The following is a 23,279-nucleotide window of genomic DNA, read 5'->3' as shown; positions in this document are numbered from 1 at the left end:
GGCCGTGGGCGGCGACCTGGCCACGGCCGATATCGGCGCCGGCTACGACCTGATCTGGTGCTCGTCGGTGCTGCATTTCGTGCCCGACGCCGCCGCCGCGATCCGCAAGATGCACGATGCGCTGGCGCCGGGCGGCCTGCTGGTGATGGCGCACGCCGAAATCCCGGATGACACCGAGGCCGCCGCGCGCGTGCTGCGCTATTACCTGCCGATGCTGCTGCTGGGCCGGCGCGTCACGCGCCAGGGGGAACTGGCCGACGCGCTGCGCGCCGCCGGCTTCGCCGAGGTGCGCGGCTTCGACGCCGACCGCTTTCCGCTGGCGCCGCTGCATGTGCTGTCGGCGCGCCGGGCCGCGCCATGACGCCGCGCCTGCGCCACGGCCTGGCCCAGGCCCTGTTCGGCTGGCTCAACCTGGCGCTGACCGCGCCGGGCGTCTATCTGTGGCTGGGCCTGCCGCTGGTGCTGCGCCAGCACGGCTGGTCCGGCACCGCCATCGGCCTGTTCCAGCTGGCCAGCCTGCCGACCGTGTTCAAGTTCCTGCTGGCGATGCCGCTGGACCGGCGCGGCGCCAGCCGTGGCGGTTATCGGCGCTGGACGGTGGCGCTGCTGCTGGCCTACGCCGCCGTGCTGCTGGCGCTGGGCTGGCGCGATCTGTTGAACGATGGCGCCATGCTGTTCGCGCTGGCGGCCGCCGCCGCGCTGGCCGGCACCTGGGCCGACGTGCCCGTCAACGCGTCGGCGATCCGCGTGTTGCCCGCGGCTGGCCGCGCCTCGGCGGGTGGCATCCGCTCGATGGCGTTGTGCCTGGGCGCGATCGTTGGCGGCGGCCTGATGCTGCTGGCGCAGGCGCGCTGGGGCTGGCAGGCGCCGTTCCTGATCATGGCCGGCGCGCTGGCGCTGGGCGCGGCGCTGACCTTGCTGCTGCGGGAGAACATGGACGCCATGAATGCCGAGCGTGCCGACGACGCCATCTCGGCCACGCGCCACGCCATCGCTTACCTGCGCCTGCCCGCGAGCCGCCGCTGGCTGCCGCTGCTGGCCCTGCTGTTCCCCTTCATCGGCGCCGGCTGGTTCTATCTGAAGCCGCTGCTGCTGGACCAGGGGCTGGCGCCGCAACGCGTGGCCTGGCTGGTCGGCGTCGCGGGCGGCGCGATCGGCGCCGTGGCCAGCATCGCGGGCGCGCGGCTGCTCAAGCGCCTGGGCGCGGGCCGCGCGGTGCGGCTGCACGCCGGCGCCGGGGCCGCCGCGTTGCTGGCGTTGACGCTGGCAATCGGCCTGAACGCGGCGCCGGCCGTGCTGGCGGCCTGCGCCATGATGGTGGCGGCAGCCATGGGCGCCACCGCCGCCTTGGCGTTCGGCCTGATGATGTCGCACGCGCGGCCGGGCCTGCAGGCGCTGGACTACGGCATCCAGTCCAGCCTGTTCGCACTGACGCGCATCGCCGCGCCGCTGGCGGCCGGGATCCTGCTCGATGTGGCCGGTCCGGTCGCGATGCTGGCGACGTTGACGGCGGGCGCGGCGGCCGTGCTGGCGCTGGCTTGGCGGCGGGCAGCCGCGCTGCCGGGCTAGGGTTCGCGGCTCGACGCCCTCAACCGCCCGGCCGGTGCTCGGCCAGCACCGCGCTCATCGACTGCGCCGCGCCCTGCAGCACCGGCACCGCGCGCAGCAGGTCGTCGAGCATCAACCGCGCGGTGGGCGCGTGGCACGCCACCGCCGCCACCACGCGGTCCTGCGCGTCGCGCACCGGCACCGCCACCGCGCTCATGCCGCGCACGAACTCCTCGTTGTCGATGCCGATGCCGCGCGTGGCCAGCCGTTCCAGTTCGTCTTCGAGCCGCGCCGGGTCGGTCAGCGTGCGCGGCGTGTTGCGCGTCAGCGGCAGGCGCGCCAGCACCCGGCCGCGCTCCAACCGGCTCATCGACGCCAGAAACAGCTTGCCGCTGGCGGTGCAATGCATCGGCACGTGGCTGCCGACCGCGAAGAACAGGCGCAGCGGTTCGGTGGTCTCGACCCGCTCCATGTAGATCACCTGGTCGCCGTCGGGCGCGGTGAGATTGCAGGTTTCACCCAGTTTGCCGACCAGCTGCGCCAGCACCGCGCGGCAGGCGCGCGTGAAGGCCGAGGCGTGCAGCGTGGACAGCGCCAGCGCGGTGGCCTGCGGCCCCGGCACGAAACCGTTTTCAGTGGGCGTGGCGGCGACGAAACCGGCGCGCTGCATCGACGCCAGCAAGCGCATCAAGGTGGACTTGGGCATGTCCAGGCGCTGCGCCAGTTGCGCCAGCGTGGGCGGATGCTGAGCGCGGGCCAGGTAGTCCAGCACCAGCAGCGCGCGCAGCGAGCGCGAGGCATCCTGCGGTTCGTCGGCGTCGGGCGTCCGCGCCGATGCTGCACTGCGATTTTGAAACCGAAGATCCATGTTCTGTGCCATTTCGCCGTTCCCGCGCTTGCCGCGCTTTCTTTCCCGTGGCGGCTTCCTAGAATCGCCACAGATACGGAACCTTTGCGCGTCGCCGCGCCCCCTCGCATCAGGCCAGTATATAAGTGCCCGGCGGCGCGGCAAGCAGGGTAAACGCGCCGTCCGGACGAGGGACTCCCCGCGTCACGGCACGGCCAGGCCAAGGAGGAAACAGACATGTCCGATGCCGTGGACTACATCGTGGTGGGGGCCGGTTCCGCCGGCTGCGTGCTGGCGAACCGCTTGAGCGCCAGCGGCCAGCACAGCGTGTGCCTGCTGGAGGCGGGGCCGCCGGACCGCTCGCCGTGGATCCACATCCCCATCGGCTACGGCAAGACCATGTTTCACAAGGTGCTGAACTGGGGCTACTACACCGAGCCCGACCCCAACATGCTGAACCGCCGCATCTACTGGCCGCGCGGCCGCACGCTGGGCGGCTCCAGCGCCATCAACGGCCTGATCTACATCCGCGGCCAGCGGCGCGACTACGACGACTGGGCCGCCGCCGGCAACCCCGGCTGGAGCTGGGACGAGTGCCTGCCCTACTTCCGCAAGCTGGAAAACAATGATCTCGGCGCGGGCGCCACGCGCGGCACCGAGGGGCCGCTGAACGCCACCTCCATCAAGACGCCGCATCCGCTGGTCGAAGGCCTGATCGGCGCCGCCGGCGCGCTCGGCCTGCCGCATGTGCGCGACTTCAATACCGGCGACCAGGAAGGCGTGGGCTACTACCAGCTGACCACCCGCAACGGCCGCCGCTGCTCCACCGCCGTGGCCTACCTGCGTCCGGCGCGCGGCCGCGCCAACCTGCGGGTGGAGACCGGCGCGCACGCCATGGCGATCCTGTTCGAGGGCAGCCGCGCCTGCGGCGTGCGCTATCGCCAGGACGGCCAGGTGCGCACCCTGCGCGCCCGCCGCGAGGTGATCCTGTGCGCCGGCGCGCTGCAATCGCCGCAACTGCTGCAACTGTCGGGCGTGGGCCCGGCCGCGCTGCTGCGCCGCTTCGGCATCGGCGTGGTGCGCGACCTGCCGGGCGTGGGCGAGAACCTGCAGGACCACCTGCAGATCCGCCTCATCTACGAGACGCGCCGGCCCATCACCACCAACGACCAGCTGCGCACGCTGCACGGCCGCGCCGCGATGGGGCTGCAATGGCTGCTGTTCCGCGGCGGGCCGCTGGCGGTGGGCATCAACCAGGGCGGCCTGTTCTGCCGCGTCGATCCGGCCAGCGCCACACCCGACACCCAATTCCATTTCGCCACGCTGTCGGCCGACATGGCCGGGGGCAAGGTGCATCCGTTCTCGGGCTGCACCTATTCGGTGTGCCAGCTGCGGCCGTCCTCGCGCGGCACCGTGCAATTGCGCAGCGCCGATCCGTTCGAGGCGCCCGCCATGCAGCCCAACTACCTGTCCACCGAGCTGGACCGGCGCATGACGGTGGCAGCGGTCAAGTACGCGCGCCGGCTGGCCGCCACCGAACCGCTGGCCGGCCTGATGAAGCGCGAATTCCGGCCCGGGCCCGAGGTGCAGGGCGACGACGAGATCCTGCATTTCTGCCGCGAGTACGGCGCCACCATCTTCCACCCGTCGGGCACCGCGAAGATGGGCCCGCGCGCAGACCCCCTGGCGGTGGTCGACGAGCGCCTGCGGGTGCACGGCGTGAGCGGGCTGCGGGTGGTGGACTGCTCCATCATGCCGACGCTGGTCTCGGGCAACACCAACGTGCCGGTAGTGATGCTGGCCGAACGCGCGGCCGATTTCATCCTGCAGGACCTGCACGCGGCGCGGCCGCGCGCCCAGGCGCAGCCGGTATTGCAACAGGCGGCATGACATGAGCTGACCGCAACCCGCGGAGCGGCGCCGCAGAGCGCCGCCCGCTTCCCCCAAAGGAGACAGGCATGGCCAAGCAGAACGAAACCGCGGTGCGCAAAGTCGTCGCCGCGTCGCTGATCGGCGCCACCATCGAGTGGTACGACTTCTTCCTGTACGGCGTGGTCGCCGGCATCGTGTTCAACAAGCTGTACTTCCCCACTGGCGACCCGCTGGTCTCGACCATGCTGGCCTACACCACCTTCGCGGTGGGCTTCATCACCCGCCCGCTGGGCGGGCTGGTGTTCGGCCATTTCGGCGACCGCATCGGTCGGAAAAGCATGCTGGTGATGACGCTGATGATCATGGGCGTGTCGACCTTCCTGATCGGCCTGGTGCCCACCTATGACAGCATCGGCATCTGGGCGCCGATCCTGCTGCTGCTGTTGCGCGTGTTCCAGGGCATCGGCCTGGGCGGCGAATGGGGCGGCGCGGTGCTGATGGCCTACGAATACGCCCCGCCCGAAAAGAAGGGCTACTACGCCTCGCTGCCGCAGATCGGCCTGGCGATCGGCCTGTGCCTGGCGTCCGGCACGGTGGCGCTGCTGTCGACGCTGCTGACCGACGAGCAGTTCATGGCCTGGGGCTGGCGCCTGGCGTTCCTGGCCTCGGCCGCGATGGTCGGGGTCGGCATGTACATCCGCCTGAACATCAAGGAAACGCCCGAGTTCGCCGCGGTCAAGCGCGACAACGCCGAAAGCCGCATCCCGTTCATGGACATGATCCGCCGCTATCCCGGCAACGTCGCCAAGGGCATGGGCGCGCGCTACATCGACGGCGTGTTCTTCAATGTCTTCGGCGTGTTCTCGATCTCGTACCTGACCCAGACGCTGCAGATCACCCGCACCGAGGCATTGACCGGGGTGATGGCGGCGGCGCTGGTGATGTGCTTCACCATCCCCTACTTCGGCCGGCTGTCCGACCGCATCGGCCGCACCCGCGTGTATTTCTGGGGCTCGCTGATCACGGCGGTGGCGGCCTTCCCCGGCTTCTGGCTGATGCTCAACAGCCAGGGCAGCGTGATGCTGGTGTGGCTGGCCATCATCATTCCGTTCGGCATCTTCTACGCCGCCGTCTACGGGCCGGAGGCGGCCCTGTTCTGCGAGCTGTTCGACGCCAAGGTGCGCTACACCGGCATCTCGTTCGTCTACCAGTTCTCGGGCATCTTCGCCTCGGGCATCACGCCCATCATCGCCACCGCGCTGCTCAAGACCGGCAATGGCCAGCCGTGGCTGATCTGCCTGTACGTGCTGTTCTCGGGCGTGGTGTCGGCCCTGTGCGTGTGGCTGATCGGACGCGGCGGGCGCAGCGCCGCGCAGGATGGCGCGGCGCCGCCGGCGGGCGCCAACCTGCGCAAGGCCTAGGCGCTTGCACCGCGCGAGCGGCCGGCGCTCAGCCGCGCGCCGGCGCGCTGTCCGCGGCGGAGGCCTTGTCCGCCCCCGGCGCGGCGGGCCCCGGCGCCGACGGCAGCCAGCCGCCGCCCAGCGCCTTGAACAGCGTCGCCAATGCCGCCTGCCGCTGCGTCGCCACCTCGATGTACGACAGCTGGTCGGCATAGGCGCGGCGCTGCGCATCCAGGTAGCGCAGGTGGCTGTCGACCCCGCCGCGATAGCGCGCCTCGGACAGCTGCATGGCCTGCGCGCTGGACTGCGTCAACGCCAGCCGCGAAGCCTCCTCGCGCCGCAGCGTGTCGGTGGCGGCAAGCGCGTCGGCCACCTCGCGGAAGGCCGACTGCACGGTCTTCTCGTACTGCGCCACGGCAATGTCCTTGCGCGCGTTGGCCAAGTCCAGGTTGGCGGTATTGCGGCCGCCGGCGAAGATCGGCAGCGTGATCTGCGGCGCGAACGACCAGGCGCGCTGGCCCGAGTCGAACAGATTCGACAGCTCCGCGCTGGAGCTGCCGAACATGCCGGTCAGCGAAATGCTCGGAAAGAACGCCGCCCGCGCCGCGCCGATGCTGGCGTTGCGCGATTGCAGCTGGTGTTCGGCCGCCAGGATGTCGGGCCGCCGCTCCAGCAATTCGGACGGCGCCCCGGCGGCGATCTCCTGCACCAGCATCGGCCCCTCGGCCAGCCCCTTGGGCAGGAACGGCCCCAGGTCGCCCACGCCCACCAGCAGCGCCAGCGCGTTGCCGGCCTGGCGCGCTTCGCGGTCGATGCGCTCCAGGTCGGCGCGCGACTGTTCGGCCAGGCCCAGCGCTTCCTGGTAGTCGAGCGCCGTGGCCGAGCCGGCCTGGCGCCGCTTGGCGGTCAGACCGAGCGAGGCCTCGCGGCTTTCCAGGGTCTGGCGCGTGACCTGCAGGCGGCGCAGCGCGCTGTCGCGCGCCAGGTAGGCCTGGATCACTTCGGCCACCAGGCTGATCTGGGCGCTGCGGGCCGTGGCCTCGGTGGCCAGGTATTCCTGCAACGCCGCGTCCGACAGGCTGCGCACGCGGCCGAACAGGTCGATCTCGAAAGACGTCAGGCCGATGCCCGCCTGGTAATTGCTCTGCACGCCGGCGCTGCCGCTGCTGTTCAGGTCGCCCGGCACCCGCTGGCGCGTGCCGCTGCCCTGCGCGTTGATGCCCGGCAGGCGGTCGGCGCGCTGCACCCGGTACTGGGCCCGCGCCGCCTCGATGTTCAGCAGCGCCTGGCGCAGGTCGCGGTTGTTGTCCAGCGCCAGCGTCACCAGCCGGCGCAGGCCGTCGTCGGTGACGAACGACTGCCAGTCCAGCGTGGCGGCGGCCGACGGCGCGCCCCCCGCCGCGGGCGCGTTCCAGGTCGTGGGCACGGGCGCCTCGGGCCGCTGGTAGCTCGGTGCCATCGAGCAGCCGGCCAGGACGGCGGCCAGGACCGCGGCGGCCAGCCGCGAGAAGATAAAAGTCGGTTTCATCAGATTCACTCCTGCGTCGCGGCGGCGGCGGCCGGCGTTGCCGCCCGCTTGGCCTTGATCCACGACAGCACCCACACGAAAAACACCGGCACGAAGATCACCCCCAGCAGGGTCGCGCTCAACATGCCGCCGATCACGCCCACGCCCAGCGCGCGCTGGCTGGCGCCGCCGGCCCCGCTGGCCAGCGCCAGCGGCACCACGCCCAGGATGAAGGCCAGCGAGGTCATCACGATCGGCCGGAAGCGCAGCTTGGCCGCCTCGACCGCGGCGTCGATCAGCGTGTGGCCCTGCTCGCGCAGGCTCTTGGCGAACTCCACGATCAGGATGGCGTTCTTGGCGGCCAGGCCGATGATGGTGATCAGGCCGACCTTGAAGTACACATCGTTGGGCATGCCCAGCACCGTCACCGCCAGCACCGAGCCGAGCGCGCCGATCGGCACGATCAGCATCACCGAGGCCGGAATGGCCCAGCTTTCGTACAGCGCCACCATCAGCAGGAACACCACCAGGAACGCCAGCGCGAACAGCATCGGGGCCTGCGCGCCGGCGAACTTCTCCTGCAGCGACAGCCCGGTCCATTGGTAGCCGATGCCGGCCGGCAACTCCGAGGCGATGCGCTCGATCTCGGCCATGGCCTCGCCGGTGCTGTGGCCCGGCCGGGCGTCGCCCGCGATCTTGAACGACGGATAGCCGTTGTAGCGCGAGATCTGCACCGGCCCGTTTTCCCAGCGGGTCTGGACGAAGGCGGAGAGCGGCACCATGCCGCCCGACTTGTTGGGCACGTTCAGCTGCAGCACGCTTTCGGGCGTCATGCGGTCGCGCACGTCGGCCTGCACCACCACGCGCTGCAGGCGGCCGGCATTGGCGAAGTCGTTCACCGTGGCCGAGCCGTAGGCCGACGAGATGGCGGTATTGATCACGTCGAAGCCCACGCCCAGCGCCTCGGCCTTCTGCCGGTCGATGTCCAGGCGCAGCTGCGGCGCATCGGCCAGGCCTTCCATCATGGCGTAGGCAATCACCGGCGAGCTGTTGGCCTTGGTCAGCAGCTCGTCGCGCGCCGCCGTCAGCGCCGCCCGGCCCACGCCGCCGCGATCCTGCAGGCGCAGCGCGAAGCCGCCCGAATTGCCCAGGCCCTCGATGGGCGGCGGGTTGACGGCCATGACCGCGCCATCGTCGATCGCCGCGAAGCGGCCGTTGACGCTGTCGGCCACGTCATTGGCCGATTGGCCCTTGCCGCGTTCGGACCAGTCCTTCAGGGTCGGGAAAGCGATGCCGGCGTTCTGGCCGGTGCCCGAGAAGCTGAAGCCCATCACGGTGAAGGCGTCGCCCATGGCGTCCAGCGACATCAGGTGCTGCTCGACATTCGCCACCACCTTGTCGGTGCGCAGATGGGTCGCGCCCGGCGGCAGCTGCATGTCGACGATGACGTAGCCCTGGTCTTCCGGCGGCACAAACGATTCCGGCAGGCGCGCATACAGCACGCCCAGCATCGCCACGATGGCGCCGTAGACCACCATGTAGCGCCCGGTGCGGCGCACCAGCCGCGAATTGAGCGCCTCGAAGCGGCTGGTCAGGCGCGTGAAGAAGCGGTTGAAGGCGCCGAAGAAGCCGCGCTTCTCCTCGTGATGCCCCTTGGGGATCGGCTTGAGGAAGGTGGCGCACAGCGCCGGCGTGAAGGTCAGCGCCAGGAAGCCCGAGAACAGGATCGACACCGCCAGCGACAGCGAGAACTGGCGGTAGATCACGCCCACCGAGCCGCTCATGAAGGCCAGCGGCAGGAACACGGCCGCCAGCACCATGGTGATGCCGACGATGGCGCCCGACACCTGGCCCATGGCCTTGATGGTGGCCTCGCGCGGCGACAGCCCTTCCTCGGCCATGATGCGCTCGACGTTCTCGACCACCACGATGGCGTCGTCCACCAGGATGCCGATGGCCAGCACCATGCCGAACATGGTCATCATGTTGACCGAGAAGCCCAGCACCGACATCACCGCGAACGTGCCCAGCAGGCAGACCGGCACCACAATGGCCGGAATCAGCGTGTAGCGCACGTTCTGCAGGAACAGGAACATCACCAGGAACACCAGCACCATGGCTTCCAGCAGCGTGTGCACCACCTTCTCGATGGCCACGCTGACAAAGCGCGAGGTGTCGAACGGCACCGAATAGGCGACGTCCTCGGGGAACGAGGCCGACAGCTCCTGCAGGCGCGCCTTGACGGACTTGACCGTATCGATGGCGTTGGCGCCCGGCGCCAGCTGCACCGCCGCGCCCACCGCCTTGCGGCCGTTCAGGCGGGTCTCGAAGTCATAGCTCTGGCGCCCGACCTCCATGCGCGCCACGTCGGCCAGCCGCACCGACGAGCCGTCGGCGTTGGCGCGCAGCACGATGCGGCCGAATTCCTCGGGCGTGTCCAGCGTGCCCTTGACCGCCAGCGTGGCGGTCAGCTCCTGCTCGGGCGAACCGGGGCGGCTGCCGAAGCTGCCGGCCGGCACCTGCACGTTCTGCGCGGCAATAGCGGCATTGACGTCGGCCACCGACAGGCCCACGCCGAGCAGCTTCTGCGGGTCGATCCAGACCCGCATGGCCGCCTCGGCGCCGAAGAACTGCACCTTGCCCACGCCGTCGACGCGGCGGATCTCATTGTTGACGTGGCGCGCGGCGTAGTCGGACAGGCCCACCACGTCCTTGCCGGCGTCCTCGCCCTTGTAGGTCAGGGCGTAGATCATCAGGAAGTTGGAGCTGGCCTGCTCGACCTGCAGGCCCTGCTGCGTCACGGCCGTGGGCAGGCGCGCCTCGGCCTTCTTGATGCGGTTCTGCACGTCCACCTGCGCCAGCGCCGGATCGGTGCCGGGCTGGAAGGTGACGGTGATCTCGGCGCTGCCGCTGGAGCTGCTGGACGACTCGTAGTACAGCATGTGCTTGGCGCCGTTCAGTTCCTCCTCGATGACGCTGGTCACCGAGTCCACCAGGGTGCTGGCGGACGCGCCGGGATAGGTCGCGTTGATGGTCACCTGGGGCGGCGCCACCACCGGGAACTGCGCCACCGGCAGCGAGGGAATCGCCAGCAGGCCGGCGAGCGAGATGAAGAGAGCCACCACCCACGCGAATTTGGGGCGGTCGATGAAAAACCTGGACATGATCTATCCTCGGAAGGATGAGCGGCGCAGGGAGACCGGCCGCCGCAACGGCCGGCCCTGCGGGCAAGAGGAAGGAAGGGGCGACATGGCCATCAATCAGTGCCGCGCCACGGCGTCCGCGACCGGCGCGGCCGCGACCTTGTCGGCCGGCGGCACCAGCGTCACGCTGACCTTCTGGCCGGGCACGGCGGCGCTCACGCCGCCGACGATGACGCGGTCGCCGGCCGCCAGGCCTTCGACGATGTGCCAGTCGGCGCCGCGCATGGTGCCGGTGCGCACGGCGCGCGTCTCGACCACGTCGTCCGGGCCCGCCACCAGCACCTGCGGCTTGCCGTCGGTGCTGCGCACCACCGCGCGCTGCGGCACCAGGATGGCGTCGGGGTCCACGCCCTGGCGGGTCTGCACCCGCACATACATGCCCGGCAGCAGCAGCACGTCGGGATTGGCGAACTCGCCGCGCAGCGACACCTGACCGGTGCCGCGGTCCACCGCGATATCCGAGAACAGCAGGCGGCCATTGCGGCTGCGGTCGGTGCCGTCGATGCTGATGGAGATGGCGGCGCCCTCTTCCTGGCCCAGCTCGCCGGTCTGCATGGCGGTGCGCGTGCGCAGCATGTCGGCCACCGGCTGGGTGAAGTCGACGTAGATGGGATCGAGCTGCTGGACCTTGGCCATCACGGTGGCCTCGTTCTGGCCCACCAGCGCGCCCTCGGTGACCTGGGCGCGGCCGATGCGGCCCGAGATCGGCGCCTTGACGGTGGCGTAGTCCAGGTTCAGGCGCGCGGTCTCGACGTCGGCCTGGGCCGAGCGGCGCGCGGCCTGGGCGCTCTTGAGCGCCGCGGTGGCGGTGTCGAAGTCCTGCTGGCTGACGGCCTCGATCTTGACCAGCGGGGTATAGCGCCGCACCACCGCCTGGGCCTCGGACAGCGCGGCCTCGGATTTGGCCAGGTCGCCCTCGGCGCGCGACAGGGCCGCCTTGAACGGCGCCGGGTCGATACGGAACAGCACGTCGCCGGCCTTGACGTCGGCGCCTTCCTCGAACTCGCGGCTGAGCACGATGCCGGCCACCCGCGCCCGCACCTCGGCCACCCGCACCGGCTCGACCCGGCCCGGCAGCGAACTGGCCAGCGTGTAGCGCTGTGGCTGCACCGCCACTGCCTGCACGGCGCGGGGCTCGGCGGCGGCGGTCGGCCCGGCCTCGCCGCCGCAACCGGCCAACAGAACGGCGGCGGCCGCCACCGCGACAGGCCAACGCCAGGGTTGATGCTTGCTCATTTCGATACCTCCCGCCCACGGCGTCTTGAACTCAATAAGAGTCGAATGGTATCTTGAAGATCATTTTGAATCAATAATGATTCATTTAATTCTGTTAAGTACCTTTTGAGTGCTTAACAACTCTTAACTTGTCAATTTTGCGAAAATTTGCGCAAATTGAATCGCTCATGCTCCAATAGCTATCCCATGAGCGGAACAATGAGGAAGGAAACGCGATGTCTGAGGATATCGGGCACGAACGGCTGTTGATTGCGCTGGCCCAGGCGATGGTCGACCACCCCCGCGGCACCTTGCAGGAGCTGGCCAAGGCGGTGGGGGTGAGCAAAGCGACGCTGTACCGCTTCTGTCAGACGCGCGATCAGCTGGTGACGCGGCTGATGACGCATGGCGCGCAGGTCATGAAGCAGACGCTGGCCGATTCCCGGCTGGACGCCGCGCCGCCGCGCGAGGCCTTGCGCAACCTGATCGAACAGCACCTGGCGCACAAGGAATTGACGGTCTTCCTGATGTACAACTGGAAGCCCGACATGGAGATGCAGCCGGACATCATGGACAGCTGGTCCGGCTACCAGGAAACGCTGGACGCGTTCTTCCTGCGCGGCCAGCGCGAAGGCGCGTTCCGCGTCGACGTGACGGCGGCGGCGCTGACCGAATTGCTGATCACGGTGATCACCAGCATGGTGGACGCCGAACGCCGCGGCCGCATCGCGCGGCTGGGCATCGCCGGCGTGGCCGAACAGATCCTGCTGCACGGCATCAGCGCCGAACCGGCGCCGGCGGCGCGCTGAAAGCGCCCCGCCCAGGCGTCACCAGGCCTGCCGCCTGACAGGCCCCGGCGCCAGACCCGCGAAGGCGCCAGGCGCGACATCTGCGCGCGCCCCGCCCTTCGCCGGAATTCAGCCCGCCGCGACCGGACGGCCGTGGAACGGATAGTTGGGATCGTTGTAGCCGTGGGTCGAGGCGTGGCCCGGCGTGACCCAGCTGTCCACCAGCGCCTCGTCCTCGGGCGTGATCGTGACATCCAGCGCCGCGTAGTAGTCGTCCATCTGCGCCAGCGTGCGCGGGCCGGCGATGACGCCGGTCACCACCGGATTGGCCAGCACCCAGGCGGTGGCGAAATGGCCCGGCTGCACGCCACGGGCGGCGCTGTGCTCGACCAGCCGCTGCGCGATCTGCAGCGACTCTTCACGGAACTCGGTGGCCAGGATGCGGCGGTCGCCGCGCCCGGCGCGGGTGTCGGCGGCCGGCGCCTGGCCCGGCAGGTACTTGCCGGTGAGCACGCCGCGCGCGATCGGGCTGTACGGCACCACGCCCAGGCCGTAGTGCTGGCAGGCCGGCAGGATCTCGACCTCGGGGCCGCGATTGAGCATGTTGTAGTACGGCTGGCACACCACCGGCTGCGGCACGCCCAGCTTTTCGCACAGGCGCAGGGTTTCGGCGATGCGCCAGCCGCGGAAGTTCGACAGCCCGAAGCTGCGCAGCTTGCCGGCGCGGATCAGGTCGCCCAGCGCCCACAGCGCCTCTTCCAGGTTTTCCTCGTGGTAGTCGCGGTGCAGGTACAGGATGTCGAGGAAATCCGTGCCCAGGCGCGCCAGGCTCTGCTCGACGCCACGGATCAGCCACTGGCGCGAATAGTGCGACTGGTTCGGGCCCTTGCCCACCACGTTGCCGATCTTGCTGGCCAGCACCCAGTCGTGGCGCTGTCCTTGCAGCAACTTGCCCACCACTTCCTCGGAACGGCCGTCGTTGTAGACGTCGGCGGTGTCGATGAAGTTCAGGCCGTGGTCGCGCGCGGACGCGACGATGCGCGCGGCCTCGTCGTCGGGCGTCTGCTCGCCGAACATCATGGTGCCCAGGCACAGGGGCGATACGCGAAGATTGCTTGATCCGAGACGGCGGTAGTTCATGGCGAAATCCTTGGTCGGCGCGCGAGGTGCGCGGGGGAAGCGTGACAGGAAGCGAAGCGATGCGGCGCGCCCGGGGCGCGGCGGGCAAAGGGGCATGTTGCCAGAAGCCGGCCGGCGCGCCGCTGAAAATCCCTGCGCCCGGCAGGGAATCCACCCACGGCGCGTCAGGCCGGCTGGGCGTCCACCGCCGCCAGGATCTTGCCGAACAGCGCGTCGGCATGTGCCGAATCGAGCCAGCGCACGATCACCACCAGCTTGCGCTCGGGCTCGACCCAGGTGAACGAACTGCCCGCGCCGACGCCGAAGAAGCTGGACGCCGGCACGCTCGGAAACACGCGGCCCTCGTGGTTCAGCCAGATCAGATAGCCATAGTACGGCGCGATCGCGCAAGGCTGGCGCATGGCGGCGATCCACTCGGGCGACAGCACCTGGCGGCCGTCGGCCGCGCGGCCCTGGTTCAGCAGCATCTGGCCGATCAGCGCCTGGTCGCGCGCGCTGATCGACATGCCGCCGCCCCAGTGCGAGCCGCCCGGCACCGACGGCATGCGCTGGCCGTCGATCTCGACCCAGGCGTTGTCGTAGCCGACCCATTGCCAGTTCTCGCTGGCGCCCAGCGGCCGCGTGACGGCCTCGCGGAACACCTCGGGCAAGGGCCTGCGGAACAGGTGCAGCAGCGCATATGACAGCTGGTTGATGCGCACGTCGTTGTATTCCCAGTACGCGCCGGGACGCTGCAAGGGCCGCGCATCGCCCTTCTTGCCGTCCGGCGGCACGCCGAAGGTGACGGCGCGGTAGCGGTCGGCCTGGTCGGACACGCCGAAGCGCTCGCCCTCCCATTCGCTGGTCTGCTGCAGCAGATGGCGCCAGGTGATGTCGGCGTTCTGTCCATGATCGAAGCCGATGCCCGGCACGCGCTTGCCGACGGGCTCGTCGACGTCGGGCAGCAGGCCGCGGTCGTGCGCCAGGCCGGCCAGGATCGCCAGGTACAGCTTGGCCACGCTGAACGTCAGGTCGGCGCGCTCGGGCTCGCCCCAGGCCGCCAGCGTCTGGCCGTCGCGCACCACCACGCCCGACACCGGGCCGCGGTCGTGGATCGGGCCCAGCAGCCGGTTCCACGGCGCCGGATCGTTCTGGTGCACCCCGAAGACCCCGTCGACGCTGCGGTCCCAGGCGGTTTCGTGGTCGTTGGCGAACTGGATCGCCTGCTGCATGAGCGCGTTCATTGCATTCCCTTGTCTTGTCGTTGGCCGATGGCTGATCGCTGATGGCGCTAGCGAGTATATCCATCCCCGCCGCGCCGCCAACGCCGGCGCAGCCATCCGGCCGCGATATGGCCGCCGGCAATAAGCAACGCGGGAATCAATCGTTGGCGCGCGCCGCCGCGGCCGGTAGAGTCCAACGCCCCACATCCCCGGACCACATTGCCGCCTCATGCCTGATCGCTTCCCCCCCTTCGCTTCGCGTGCCCCGCGCGCGCCCTCGTCCGCCCCGCGCGGCGCCCGTGCGCGCCTGGGCGCCGCATTGCTGGCCCTGGCCGCCTGGAGCGGCGCCGCCCACGCCGAATCGCGCGTCATCCGCGTCGTCGTGCCGTACGGCACCGGCGCGGTGCAGGACACCATCGCCCGCGCCATCAGCGACGAACTGGGCCGCGCCCTGGACGCCTCCATCGTGGTCGAGAACCGCGCCGGCGCCGGCGGCACCGTCGGCACCGCGCAGGTGGCGCGCGCCGCCCCCGACGGCAACACGCTGGTGCTGGCCGCCGCCAGCCACCACATCGCCGGCTACCTGTACAAGAACCTGAGCTACGACCCCTACAAGGATTTCACCGGCGTCGCCTACCTGGGCAACACCGGCTACATCCTGCTGGCGTCCTCGACACTGAAGGTGGCCAACACCGCCGAATTCATCCAGGCCATCAAAGCCAGGCCCGACGCCTACGACTACGCCTCGGCCGGCAACGGCAGCGCCTCGCACCTGGGCATGGCCTCGCTGCTGGCCGCCGCCGGCGCGCGGATGCAGCACATCCCGATGAAGTCCACCGGCGACGCCGTGACCGAGCTGCTGGCCGGCCGGGTGCAGGCCGTCACCGCCGCCACCATCGGCGTCACCGGCTACCGCAACGATCCGCGCGTGACCTTCCTGGCGTATACCGGCAAGCAGCGCTCGCGCTTCGCCCCCGATCTGCCGACCGTGGCCGAAAGCGGCCTGCCCGGCTATGCCTTCGATTCGTGGCTGGGCCTGCTGGCCCCGGCGGGCATCGCGCCGGCCGAGCGCGACCGCATCAACGCCGCCGTCAATCAGGTGCTGGCCGATCCCAAGGTGCAGGCGCGCCTGGCGGCGCTGGGCGTGGAGGCAGAAGCCAAGTCGCCGGCCCAGTTCCAGGATCTGTTGAAAGCGGATTGGGACGCCACCGGCGGCCTGGTGACCGCGTCCGGCGCCCGCGTCGAATAACGCCGCGCAGGACGCGCGATGTCCCTGGCGCGCCGCCCGCGGCGGCCGCCAGGCCGGGACAGGCCCGGCTAGCGCTGGCGCACGCCTTCCAGGAACATGTCGGTGATGAAGTCGGCCAGCGCCTCGCGCTCCTCGGCGTTGGGCTCGCGGCGCGTGAAGCGCTCGATCACGCCCATGAACGCGTGCGACAGCCATTCCGGCGGAATGTCCTTGCGGAACACGCCGGCGCGCTGATCGATGCGTACATTCTCGGAAATCATCTCGACCAGCTCGTCCTTGAGCGCCTCGGCCGCGTCGACCTGAAAGAAGCCGATGCGCGTGAGATTCGGGTCCTCCTGCAGGATCGCCAGCCAGTTGCTCACGCCGCGGCGCACTCGCACCTCGACCGGCAGATCCTGGTCGTCGGACAGCCGCGCCTGGCAAACCTCCTGCCGCAGGCGCTGCGCGAACATGCCCACCAGTTCGTCGTAGGCCGCCTGCTTGCCGGCGAAGTACTGGTAAAAAACCGGTTGCGTCACCCCCGCGCGGGCAACAATATCGCTGATCCGGGTGTGCTGGAATCCGCGCTCGGCGAACTCCGCCGCCGCGACTTCCAGAAGTTGCAACCGGGTGCGCTCACCTTTCGTCAAACGCCTTTCTTGCGGTACAGATGGGGGTAGTGCCGTCGTCATCGCGTGAAAATACTATCCTTCCAGTCTTTTTGCCATACATTCCTGCATACATAGAAACCCTATGCCCCGACTGTCGCGCCTGCTCCACGCTTTCTGCGCCGCCACGCTCCTGTCGGCCCTGCCGGGCTGTGTACCTTACCCCACTTACAAGACCCTGCAGCCGCGCGCGGCCATCACGGTGCAGGACGAGACCGGGCAACCGCTGGCGAATGCCCGCGTGGTGCTGATCGCCGGGGCCTATCCCTACGGCTACGACCGCTACCGCGTCGAGCAACGCACCGGCGCCGACGGCCGGGCCGGCTTCGAGGCGCGCCACGAATGGCGCGTGGAGGTGCTGGCGATCCATGGCTCGGAACTGTTCTTCTGGAACTGGTGCGTCGAAAAACCCGGCTACGAGACCTACGCCACCCACGACCGCAATGCCGACGCTTTCGACCCCAAGGCGGTCGTCCAGCTCAAGCCCGGGGTGTCGCAAACTTGCGACAATCCCAATGCTTCGCCCTTCATGCGCGAGACCCGTCCAACCTCCTGAAATCACTTGAAATCTTCGTAATTCTTGACACAACTATTGCGCCGTGGCGGCAGTACAGTACGGTATCGCCGGTCGCCGCAGCACGTGGACGCCCGGCGGCTCAGGAGCAAGATCATGAAGCGGTTTACAGGTCGTATGGTCGGCGTCGCGCTGGCACTGGCCTTGGCAAGTTCCCCCGCGCTGGCGGGCGGCTATCGTGGCGGGTATCACCATCACCACGGCGGTGGCGGCGGCAGCGGCTGGTGGATCGGCGGCGCGGTCGCGCTGGCGGCTACCGGACTGATCCTGGCGGCCAACAATTCCGGTCCGAGCTATGTGCAGACCGGCGTCTACGCCCCGGGCGTGGCCTACTACCCGCCGCCGGTGTACGCGGCGCCCGTCTATGAAGCGCCGCCGGTGTATGCCGCGCCGCCGGTCTACCAGGCTCCGGCCCAGTACGCCCCGGTGCAGTACGAGCCGGCCGCGCCCGTCAACAAGGCCCAGGCCAGCGCCTCGGCCGACTGCCAGCACTGGGCCATGAACCAGAGCGGCTATGACCCGGCGACCATTTCGCAATGGACCACCCAGGTCATGGTGGACACCTACAACCGCGCGCTCGATTCCTGCATGAACAGCCGCGGCTACCGGGCCAACTGACGACCATCGCGCCCACCGCGCGTCACCGAGGGAGGAGCCCTGCCAGGGCCTCCTCCCTTTTGTTTTCACGGCAGCGGGCGATCCGCCCCCAGACGGACCTCAACCGCGCCGGCCGCCCCAGCCGCGCCAGGCGAAAAACGCCCCGGCCAGCAGGGCCAGCACGGCCGGCAGCACCCAGACGAAGCCGCTGTCGGTATAGACGACCCCGTCGACCGGATCGTAGTAGCGGCCCAGCTCGTTGAAATCCCACTTCAGGTACTGCTCGTACCAGAGCCAGAAGCAGAACGCCGACACCGCCAGCGACACCACCGCCCCGACCCGCGCCAGCAGGCGCCCGCGACCGGTGCCGGCGATCAGGCGCCAGGCCGACAGCACGCCGGCCGCCACGGCCACCAGCACCAGCCAATCGCCGACGTTAAAGCCCATCGCCCGCCTCCAGCCGCGCCAGGCAGGCCGCGGCCTCCGTCCATTGCCATTCGCTGAAGACGCGCACGCCGGCATCGGCCAGCAATTGCGCGGTCACGCCCACGCCCGGCTGGCGCTGGCCGGAAAAACTGCCGTCGTAGACATAGCCGCTGCCACAGGACGGGCTGCCTTCCTTGAGCACCGCGATGCGGATGCCGCGCTCGCGCGCCGCGGCCAACGCCAGCTGCGCCCCATGCACGAACGGCACGGTGGCGTCCTCGCCCGACACCGCCATCACGCGGGCGCGGCCGCCCAGCACGGCGGCGGCATCGGCGCCCGGCTCGATCTCGGCCGGCGGGCGCGGGATCGGCATGCCGCCCGCCACCTCCGGACAGACCGGCACGATCCGCCCTTCATCGCGCCAGCGGGCCAGCACCTCGTGGTCGCGCGGCGCGGAACGGCCGTCGTAACGCACGGGGTGGCCCAACAGACAGGCGCTGATCAAAACGTATTGCATGTGAACCAGAACTCCCGGAGCCTTCGACAGCTCCCTTGAATTGCGAACAGGCCTTAGACCACGGTGCCGAACAAGGCGCCGACGCCGGCCGTCGCCGCCATCGCCAGCGCGCCCAATATCGTCACGCGCAGCGCCGCCGGCCCCTTGGGCGCGCCCCCGGCACCTGCCGCCAGGGCCCCCAGACAGGCCAGACAGGCGACCGACGCGCCGATCACCCAGCCGATCAGCTGCGGCAGCGGCGCCACCACGGCCACCGCCAGCGGCAACGCGGCGCCGCCGGCGAACGAAGCGGCCGAGGCCACCGCCGCCTGCACCGGCCGGGCGCGGTTGTGGATCGAGATGCCGAGTTCGTCGCGCGCATGCGCATCGAGCGCGTCATGGCGCGTCAACTGCCGCGCCACCTGCTCGGCCAGGTCGCGCGACAGGCCGCGCTCGACATAGATCTCGACCAGCTCCTCCAGTTCTTCGCCCGAGTTGCGCTTGAGCGAGCGCTGCTCCAGCCGCAGGTCAGCGGCCTCGGTGTCGGCCTGCGACCGGACCGAGACGTATTCGCCCGCCGCCATCGACAGCGCGCCGGCCACCAGGCCGGCCAGGCCCGAGGTCAGGATGGCGCCGTGCCCGGCCTGCGCCGCCGCTACGCCGGTGATGAGGCTGGCGGTCGAGACGATGCCGTCGTTGGCGCCGAGCACGGCGGCGCGCAGCCAGTTGCTGCGGAAAATCCGGTGATGTTCTTTGGAAGGCATTGCCGTGGACCCGTTCAAGGCGCGACAAAGCTGGCGGCGGACGGCCGCCGCCAGCGGCTCAACGCGGCGTCACGCGCACCGCGGTGAGCAAGCCTATCACGCAAAGGGTGGCCTGTTCGCCCTCGTAGGCATGCACTTCGACCTGGCAGATCGACAGGCGCTTGCCCGGCTTGACCACGCGGCCGCTGGCCACGTAGCGCTCGCCTTTGGCGGGCGCCAGGAAGTTCATCTTGAACTCCGAGGTCAGCACGTCCTCGCCCGGCTGGAACAGGCTGAAGGCGGCATAGCCGCCGGCCGAATCGGCGATGGTGGTGGAGATGCCGGCGTGCAGGAAGCCGTTCTGCTGGCACAGGTCGGCGCGGTACGGCAGCACGATGTCCACCCTGCCCGGCTCGACCACGTCCAGGCTGGCGCCGAGCAGCCGCATGATGCTCTGCCGCTCGAAGCTCGCCTGGACCCGCCCGGCCGGATCGACGCAAGTCGCGGGCGCGGCCATGTCAGTCCTGGTCGCGCTTGACCAGGTTGACGATGCTGGAGAAGTCCAGCCGGCCCGAGCCGCCCGCGCTGTGCAGCGAGTACAGGTTGCGCGCCAGCTCGCCCAGCGGGATCGAGGCGCGCGCCGACAGCGCCGCCTCGGCCGCCAGGCCCAGGTCCTTGAGCATCAGGTCGACGCCAAAGCCGCCGGCGTAGCCCTTGGAGGCCGGGGCGTGTTCCATCACGCCGGGCCACGGGTTGTACAGCTCGGTGGCCCAGTTGCGGCCCGAGCTCTTGGCGATGATGTCAGACAGCACCTTGGGATCGAGGCCGTTGGCCACGCCCAGCGCCAGCGCCTCGGAGGTGCCGGCCATGAGGATGCCGAGCAGCATGTTGTTGCAGATCTTGGCGACCTGGCCGGCGCCCGCCGGCCCCGCGTGGAAGATGTTCTTGCCCATCTTTTCCAGCACCGGGCGGGCGCGCTCCAGCGCGGCGGTCTGGCCGCCGACGATGAAGGTCAGCGTGCCCGCGGCCGCGCCGCCGGTGCCGCCGGAGACCGGCGCGTCGATCATGGCGATGCCGCGCACCTCGGCCGCCTGCGCCACCTTGCGGGCCGAGTCCGGCGCGATGGTGCTGCACTCGATGACGAGCGCGCTGGACGGGATCTTGCCCAGCAGGTCCTGGTCCAGGTACAGGCCTTCGACGTGCTTGCTGGCCGGCAGCATCGAGATCACCACCTCGGCGCCCTTGACCGCTTCGGCGGCCGACGCCGCCGACTTGGCGCCCGCATCGGTCAAAACCTTGACCGCCGCCGGCACCAGGTCGAAGACCGTCAGGCTGTGGCCGGCCTTGACCAGATTCAGCGCCATGGGCGAGCCCATGTTGCCCAAACCGATAAACGCGATACTGCTCATGATGTCCTGTCTCCTGTTGCTATTGCTGTAGGTGTGAAATCAGTGTTGCGACGCGATGCCGGCCCGCTCTGCGGCGGACGTCAGCGGCCTTCCTTGCCCAGGTCGTCCAGCGGATGCGGCTGGCCTTCGGGCCAGGGCTCATCGAAGAACTTCTGCACCCAGGCCTCGGTGGCCATGTCCAGCACCGCGGGGTTCCAGCGCGGCTTCTTGTCCTTGTCGATCAGCAGCGCGCGGATGCCTTCGGCGAAATCGCCGTGCGCGGTGCAATGCAGCGCGGCGATGTACTCGGCGCGGAACACGTCGTCCAGCGACCGCAGCCGCATGCGCTGCTGCAACGCGAACGACAGCCGCAGCGAGCCGGGCGAGGCGGCCAGCATGGTGGTGGCGGCGCGCGCCAGCCACGGATCGGCGTGGTCCTTCAGGGTGGCCAGCTCTTCGCAGATCTCGTCCAGCCGGTTGCCGCTGCACAGGCTGTTGATCAGGAACGAATGCTGGCGCAGATTGCCGCCTTCCAGCGGCGTCTGCGGCTCGAGTGCGGTCAGCGCGCGGCGCAACAGGCCGTCGTTGATCGAACGCGGCGGAATCGCGTCCTCGGCGGCGCCCGTGGCCTGGCCGGCCCAGGGCTGTTCCTCGAGCGAGGCCAGCAGCTTGGGCCAGTCTTCGTGATTCAGGCGGAAATCCGCCAGCCCGGCGAAGAAGGCATCGGCGGTGTTGATCTGCGCGCCGGTCAGCGCCAGGAACACGCCGGTGCGGCCCGGCATGCGGTTCAGCAGCCAGCTGCCGCCCACGTCCGGGAACAGGCCGATGGACACTTCCGGCATCGCCAGGCGCGAGGTCTCGCTGACCACGCGGTGGCTGGCGCCCATCATCAGGCCGATGCCGCCGCCCATGACGATGCCGTGGCCCCAGCACAGCACCGGCTTGGGGTAGCTGTGGATGCGGTAGTCCAGGCGGTATTCGTGCTCGAAGAAGCGGCGCGCGTAGGCATTGCCCCAGGCGCCCTTGCCGGCGTTCTCGGTCATGCTGCGGTACAGGCCGTGCAGGTCGCCGCCGGCGCAGAAGGCCTTGTCGCCCGCGCCCTGCAGCACCACCAGCACCACGCCCGGGTCACGCGCCCAGGCGTCCAGGCGCTCGGCCAGCAGGTCGACCATTTCCAGCGACAGCCCGTTCAGGGTCTGCGGCGCATTCAGCGTCGCGATCCCGAACCGCATTCCATTGGCGGCGGCTCTTTCTTCGAACAGCACCGGTGCATTCATCTTATGTCAGCTCCTTTTTCCAACAATTGGCGGGCAATGATCACGCGCATGATCTCGTTGGTGCCCTCCAGTATCTGATGTACGCGAGTATCGCGCACCAGACGCTCCAAGGGATAGTCCCGCAGGTATCCATAACCGCCGTGGATCTGTTGCGCGTCCAGGCAGATCTGGAAACCCATGTCGGTGGCGAAGCGCTTGGCCATGGCGCAGTAGGTGGCGGCGTCCGGCGCGCCGGCGTCCAGCTTGCAGGCCGCCAGCCGCACCATCTGGCGCGCCGCCACCAGGTGGGTGGCCATGTCCGCCAGCTTGAACTGCAAAGCCTGGAATTCCGCCAGGCGGCGATTGAACTGGCGCCGCTCGTCCATGTAGCGGCGGGCCGCGTCCAGCGCGCCCTGGGCCGCGCCGACCGAGCAGGTGCCGATGTTGATGCGGCCGCCGTCCAGGCCCTTCATGGCGATCTTGAAGCCCTCGCCCTCCTCGCCCAGCAGGTTGCCGGCCGGCACGCGCACGTTCTCGAACACAATCGGACGGGTGGACTGGCTGTTCCAGCCCATCTTCTCTTCCTTGCGGCCGTAGCTGATGCCCTCGCTGTCGGCCGGGACGGCAAAGGCGCTGATGCCGCCCGCGCCCTCGCCGCCGCTGCGCGCCATCACCACCAGCAGGTCGGTGTCGCCGCCGCCCGAGATGAAGGCCTTGGCGCCGTTGAGCACGTAGTGGTCGCCCTGGCGCTGCGCCCGGGTCGACAGCGACGCGGCGTCGGAGCCGGCGCCCGGTTCGGTCAGGCAGTACGAGGCCAGCTTCTGGCCGCTGGCCAGCAGCGGCCCCCAGGCCTCGCGCAGGGCCGGCTGGCCCCACTTGCCGACCATCCAGGTGGCCATGTTGTGGATCGTCAGGAACGCGGTGGTCGACGGGTCGACGGCGGCCATTTCCTCGAACACCAGGGTGGCGTCCAGGCGCGGCAGGCCCAGGCCGCCGATGTCCTCACTGGCGTAGATGGCGCAGAAGCCCATTTCGCCGGCGCGCGCGAAGGCCTCCTTGGGGAAGATGCCTTCGGCGTCCCAGTGCGCCGCGTGCGGCGCCAGTTCGCCTTCGGCGTAGTCGCGCGCGGCCTGCGCGAACGCGCGCTGCTCGTCGGTCAGTTCCAAGTCCACAGCCTGTCT

At 69.9% G+C, this 23,279-nt stretch carries 22 protein-coding genes; 8 read left to right on the top strand and 14 right to left on the bottom strand.

Annotated features, from left to right (window positions below; genetic code table 11):
• Positions 1 to 361: class I SAM-dependent methyltransferase (locus AOZ53_RS19130; protein WP_156333438.1), on the top strand; the 361-nt coding region annotated here is incomplete at its 5' end.
• Complete coding sequence (locus AOZ53_RS19125; protein WP_054488915.1) at positions 358 to 1,569, top strand: MFS transporter; 1,212 nt, start codon at positions 358 to 360, stop codon at positions 1,567 to 1,569. The genes AOZ53_RS19130 and AOZ53_RS19125, both read left to right, overlap by 4 nt.
• 19 nt (positions 1,570 to 1,588) lie before the next feature.
• On the opposite strand, the gene AOZ53_RS19120 is transcribed toward AOZ53_RS19125, so the two are convergent.
• Complete coding sequence (locus AOZ53_RS19120; protein WP_054431189.1) at positions 1,589 to 2,428, bottom strand: IclR family transcriptional regulator; 840 nt, start codon at positions 2,426 to 2,428, stop codon at positions 1,589 to 1,591.
• A 204-nt stretch (positions 2,429 to 2,632) separates the two neighbouring features.
• Between AOZ53_RS19120 and AOZ53_RS19115 the strand changes: the two genes are divergently transcribed.
• A complete protein-coding gene (locus tag AOZ53_RS19115; protein ID WP_054488913.1) occupies positions 2,633 to 4,285 on the top strand; it encodes a GMC family oxidoreductase in 1,653 nt (550 codons plus the stop codon).
• Between the two features lie 68 nt (positions 4,286 to 4,353).
• Positions 4,354 to 5,688, top strand: a complete 1,335-nt coding sequence (locus AOZ53_RS19110; protein ID WP_054431185.1) for an MFS transporter — start codon at positions 4,354 to 4,356, stop codon at positions 5,686 to 5,688.
• Positions 5,689 to 5,716: 28 nt separating this feature from the next.
• Here the strand turns inward: AOZ53_RS19110 and AOZ53_RS19105 are convergent, their stop codons facing one another.
• The 3 genes from AOZ53_RS19105 to AOZ53_RS19095 form a co-directional block, all read right to left on the bottom strand.
• Positions 5,717 to 7,195, bottom strand: a complete 1,479-nt coding sequence (locus AOZ53_RS19105) for an efflux transporter outer membrane subunit (RefSeq protein ID WP_054488911.1) — start codon at positions 7,193 to 7,195, stop codon at positions 5,717 to 5,719.
• Positions 7,196 to 7,200: 5 nt separating this feature from the next.
• Entirely contained in the window at positions 7,201 to 10,338 is a 3,138-nt protein-coding gene (locus AOZ53_RS19100) for an efflux RND transporter permease subunit (RefSeq protein WP_054488909.1), read from the bottom strand.
• A 96-nt stretch (positions 10,339 to 10,434) separates the two neighbouring features.
• Positions 10,435 to 11,613, bottom strand: coding sequence for an efflux RND transporter periplasmic adaptor subunit (locus tag AOZ53_RS19095; RefSeq protein WP_054488907.1), 1,179 nt, complete (start codon positions 11,611 to 11,613; stop codon positions 10,435 to 10,437).
• A 215-nt stretch (positions 11,614 to 11,828) separates the two neighbouring features.
• On the opposite strand from AOZ53_RS19095, the gene AOZ53_RS19090 reads away from it, so the two are divergent.
• Positions 11,829 to 12,401, top strand: coding sequence for a TetR/AcrR family transcriptional regulator (locus AOZ53_RS19090; protein ID WP_054431178.1), 573 nt, complete (start codon positions 11,829 to 11,831; stop codon positions 12,399 to 12,401).
• Positions 12,402 to 12,509: 108 nt separating this feature from the next.
• On the opposite strand, the gene AOZ53_RS19085 is transcribed toward AOZ53_RS19090, so the two are convergent.
• A complete protein-coding gene (locus tag AOZ53_RS19085; RefSeq protein WP_054431176.1) occupies positions 12,510 to 13,520 on the bottom strand; it encodes an aldo/keto reductase in 1,011 nt (336 codons plus the stop codon).
• Between the two features lie 164 nt (positions 13,521 to 13,684).
• Positions 13,685 to 14,743 (bottom strand): serine hydrolase domain-containing protein, encoded by a 1,059-nt coding sequence (locus tag AOZ53_RS19080; RefSeq protein WP_054488904.1) that lies wholly within the window; start codon positions 14,741 to 14,743, stop codon positions 13,685 to 13,687.
• 208 nt (positions 14,744 to 14,951) lie between these two features.
• On the opposite strand from AOZ53_RS19080, the gene AOZ53_RS19075 reads away from it, so the two are divergent.
• A complete protein-coding gene (locus tag AOZ53_RS19075) occupies positions 14,952 to 15,971 on the top strand; it encodes a tripartite tricarboxylate transporter substrate-binding protein (RefSeq protein ID WP_231690643.1) in 1,020 nt (339 codons plus the stop codon).
• A gap of 68 nt (positions 15,972 to 16,039) precedes the next feature.
• Here the strand turns inward: AOZ53_RS19075 and AOZ53_RS19070 are convergent, their stop codons facing one another.
• A complete protein-coding gene (locus tag AOZ53_RS19070; protein WP_054431173.1) occupies positions 16,040 to 16,642 on the bottom strand; it encodes a TetR/AcrR family transcriptional regulator in 603 nt (200 codons plus the stop codon).
• Between the two features lie 61 nt (positions 16,643 to 16,703).
• On the opposite strand from AOZ53_RS19070, the gene AOZ53_RS19065 reads away from it, so the two are divergent.
• A complete protein-coding gene (locus AOZ53_RS19065) occupies positions 16,704 to 17,174 on the top strand; it encodes a hypothetical protein (RefSeq protein ID WP_054431171.1) in 471 nt (156 codons plus the stop codon).
• A gap of 114 nt (positions 17,175 to 17,288) precedes the next feature.
• Complete coding sequence (locus AOZ53_RS19060; RefSeq protein ID WP_054431169.1) at positions 17,289 to 17,810, top strand: hypothetical protein; 522 nt, start codon at positions 17,289 to 17,291, stop codon at positions 17,808 to 17,810.
• A 99-nt stretch (positions 17,811 to 17,909) separates the two neighbouring features.
• Here AOZ53_RS19060 and AOZ53_RS19055 read toward each other — a convergent pair whose 3' ends face one another.
• The 7 genes from AOZ53_RS19055 to AOZ53_RS19025 form a co-directional block, all read right to left on the bottom strand.
• Complete coding sequence (locus AOZ53_RS19055) at positions 17,910 to 18,236, bottom strand: hypothetical protein (protein ID WP_054431167.1); 327 nt, start codon at positions 18,234 to 18,236, stop codon at positions 17,910 to 17,912.
• The gene (locus AOZ53_RS19050; RefSeq protein WP_054431165.1) at positions 18,226 to 18,732 is read right to left on the bottom strand and encodes a 2-thiouracil desulfurase family protein; all 507 of its coding nucleotides are present in this window, start codon (positions 18,730 to 18,732) and stop codon (positions 18,226 to 18,228) included. Before AOZ53_RS19050 ends, AOZ53_RS19055 begins: the two co-directional genes overlap by 11 nt.
• Before the next feature lie 53 nt (positions 18,733 to 18,785).
• Complete coding sequence (locus AOZ53_RS19045; protein ID WP_054488902.1) at positions 18,786 to 19,475, bottom strand: VIT1/CCC1 transporter family protein; 690 nt, start codon at positions 19,473 to 19,475, stop codon at positions 18,786 to 18,788.
• 58 nt (positions 19,476 to 19,533) lie between these two features.
• Complete coding sequence (locus AOZ53_RS19040; RefSeq protein ID WP_006385171.1) at positions 19,534 to 19,971, bottom strand: PaaI family thioesterase; 438 nt, start codon at positions 19,969 to 19,971, stop codon at positions 19,534 to 19,536.
• Position 19,972: 1 nt separating this feature from the next.
• The gene (gene mmsB, locus AOZ53_RS19035; protein WP_054476877.1) at positions 19,973 to 20,863 is read right to left on the bottom strand and encodes a 3-hydroxyisobutyrate dehydrogenase; all 891 of its coding nucleotides are present in this window, start codon (positions 20,861 to 20,863) and stop codon (positions 19,973 to 19,975) included.
• 80 nt (positions 20,864 to 20,943) lie between these two features.
• Positions 20,944 to 22,119 (bottom strand): enoyl-CoA hydratase/isomerase family protein, encoded by a 1,176-nt coding sequence (locus AOZ53_RS19030; RefSeq protein ID WP_054431159.1) that lies wholly within the window; start codon positions 22,117 to 22,119, stop codon positions 20,944 to 20,946.
• Positions 22,116 to 23,270, bottom strand: coding sequence for an acyl-CoA dehydrogenase family protein (locus AOZ53_RS19025; RefSeq protein WP_024068658.1), 1,155 nt, complete (start codon positions 23,268 to 23,270; stop codon positions 22,116 to 22,118). The genes AOZ53_RS19030 and AOZ53_RS19025 overlap by 4 nt, the downstream gene beginning before the upstream one ends.
• Positions 23,271 to 23,279: the final 9 nt, after the last annotated feature.

Origin of the sequence: Achromobacter sp. 2789STDY5608621, assembly GCF_001299375.1 — a bacterium.
Taxonomy (GTDB): domain Bacteria; phylum Pseudomonadota; class Gammaproteobacteria; order Burkholderiales; family Burkholderiaceae_B; genus Achromobacter; species Achromobacter insuavis.
Note: the sequence above shows the minus strand (reverse complement) of the source record. Positions and strands in the feature narration are given on the sequence as shown.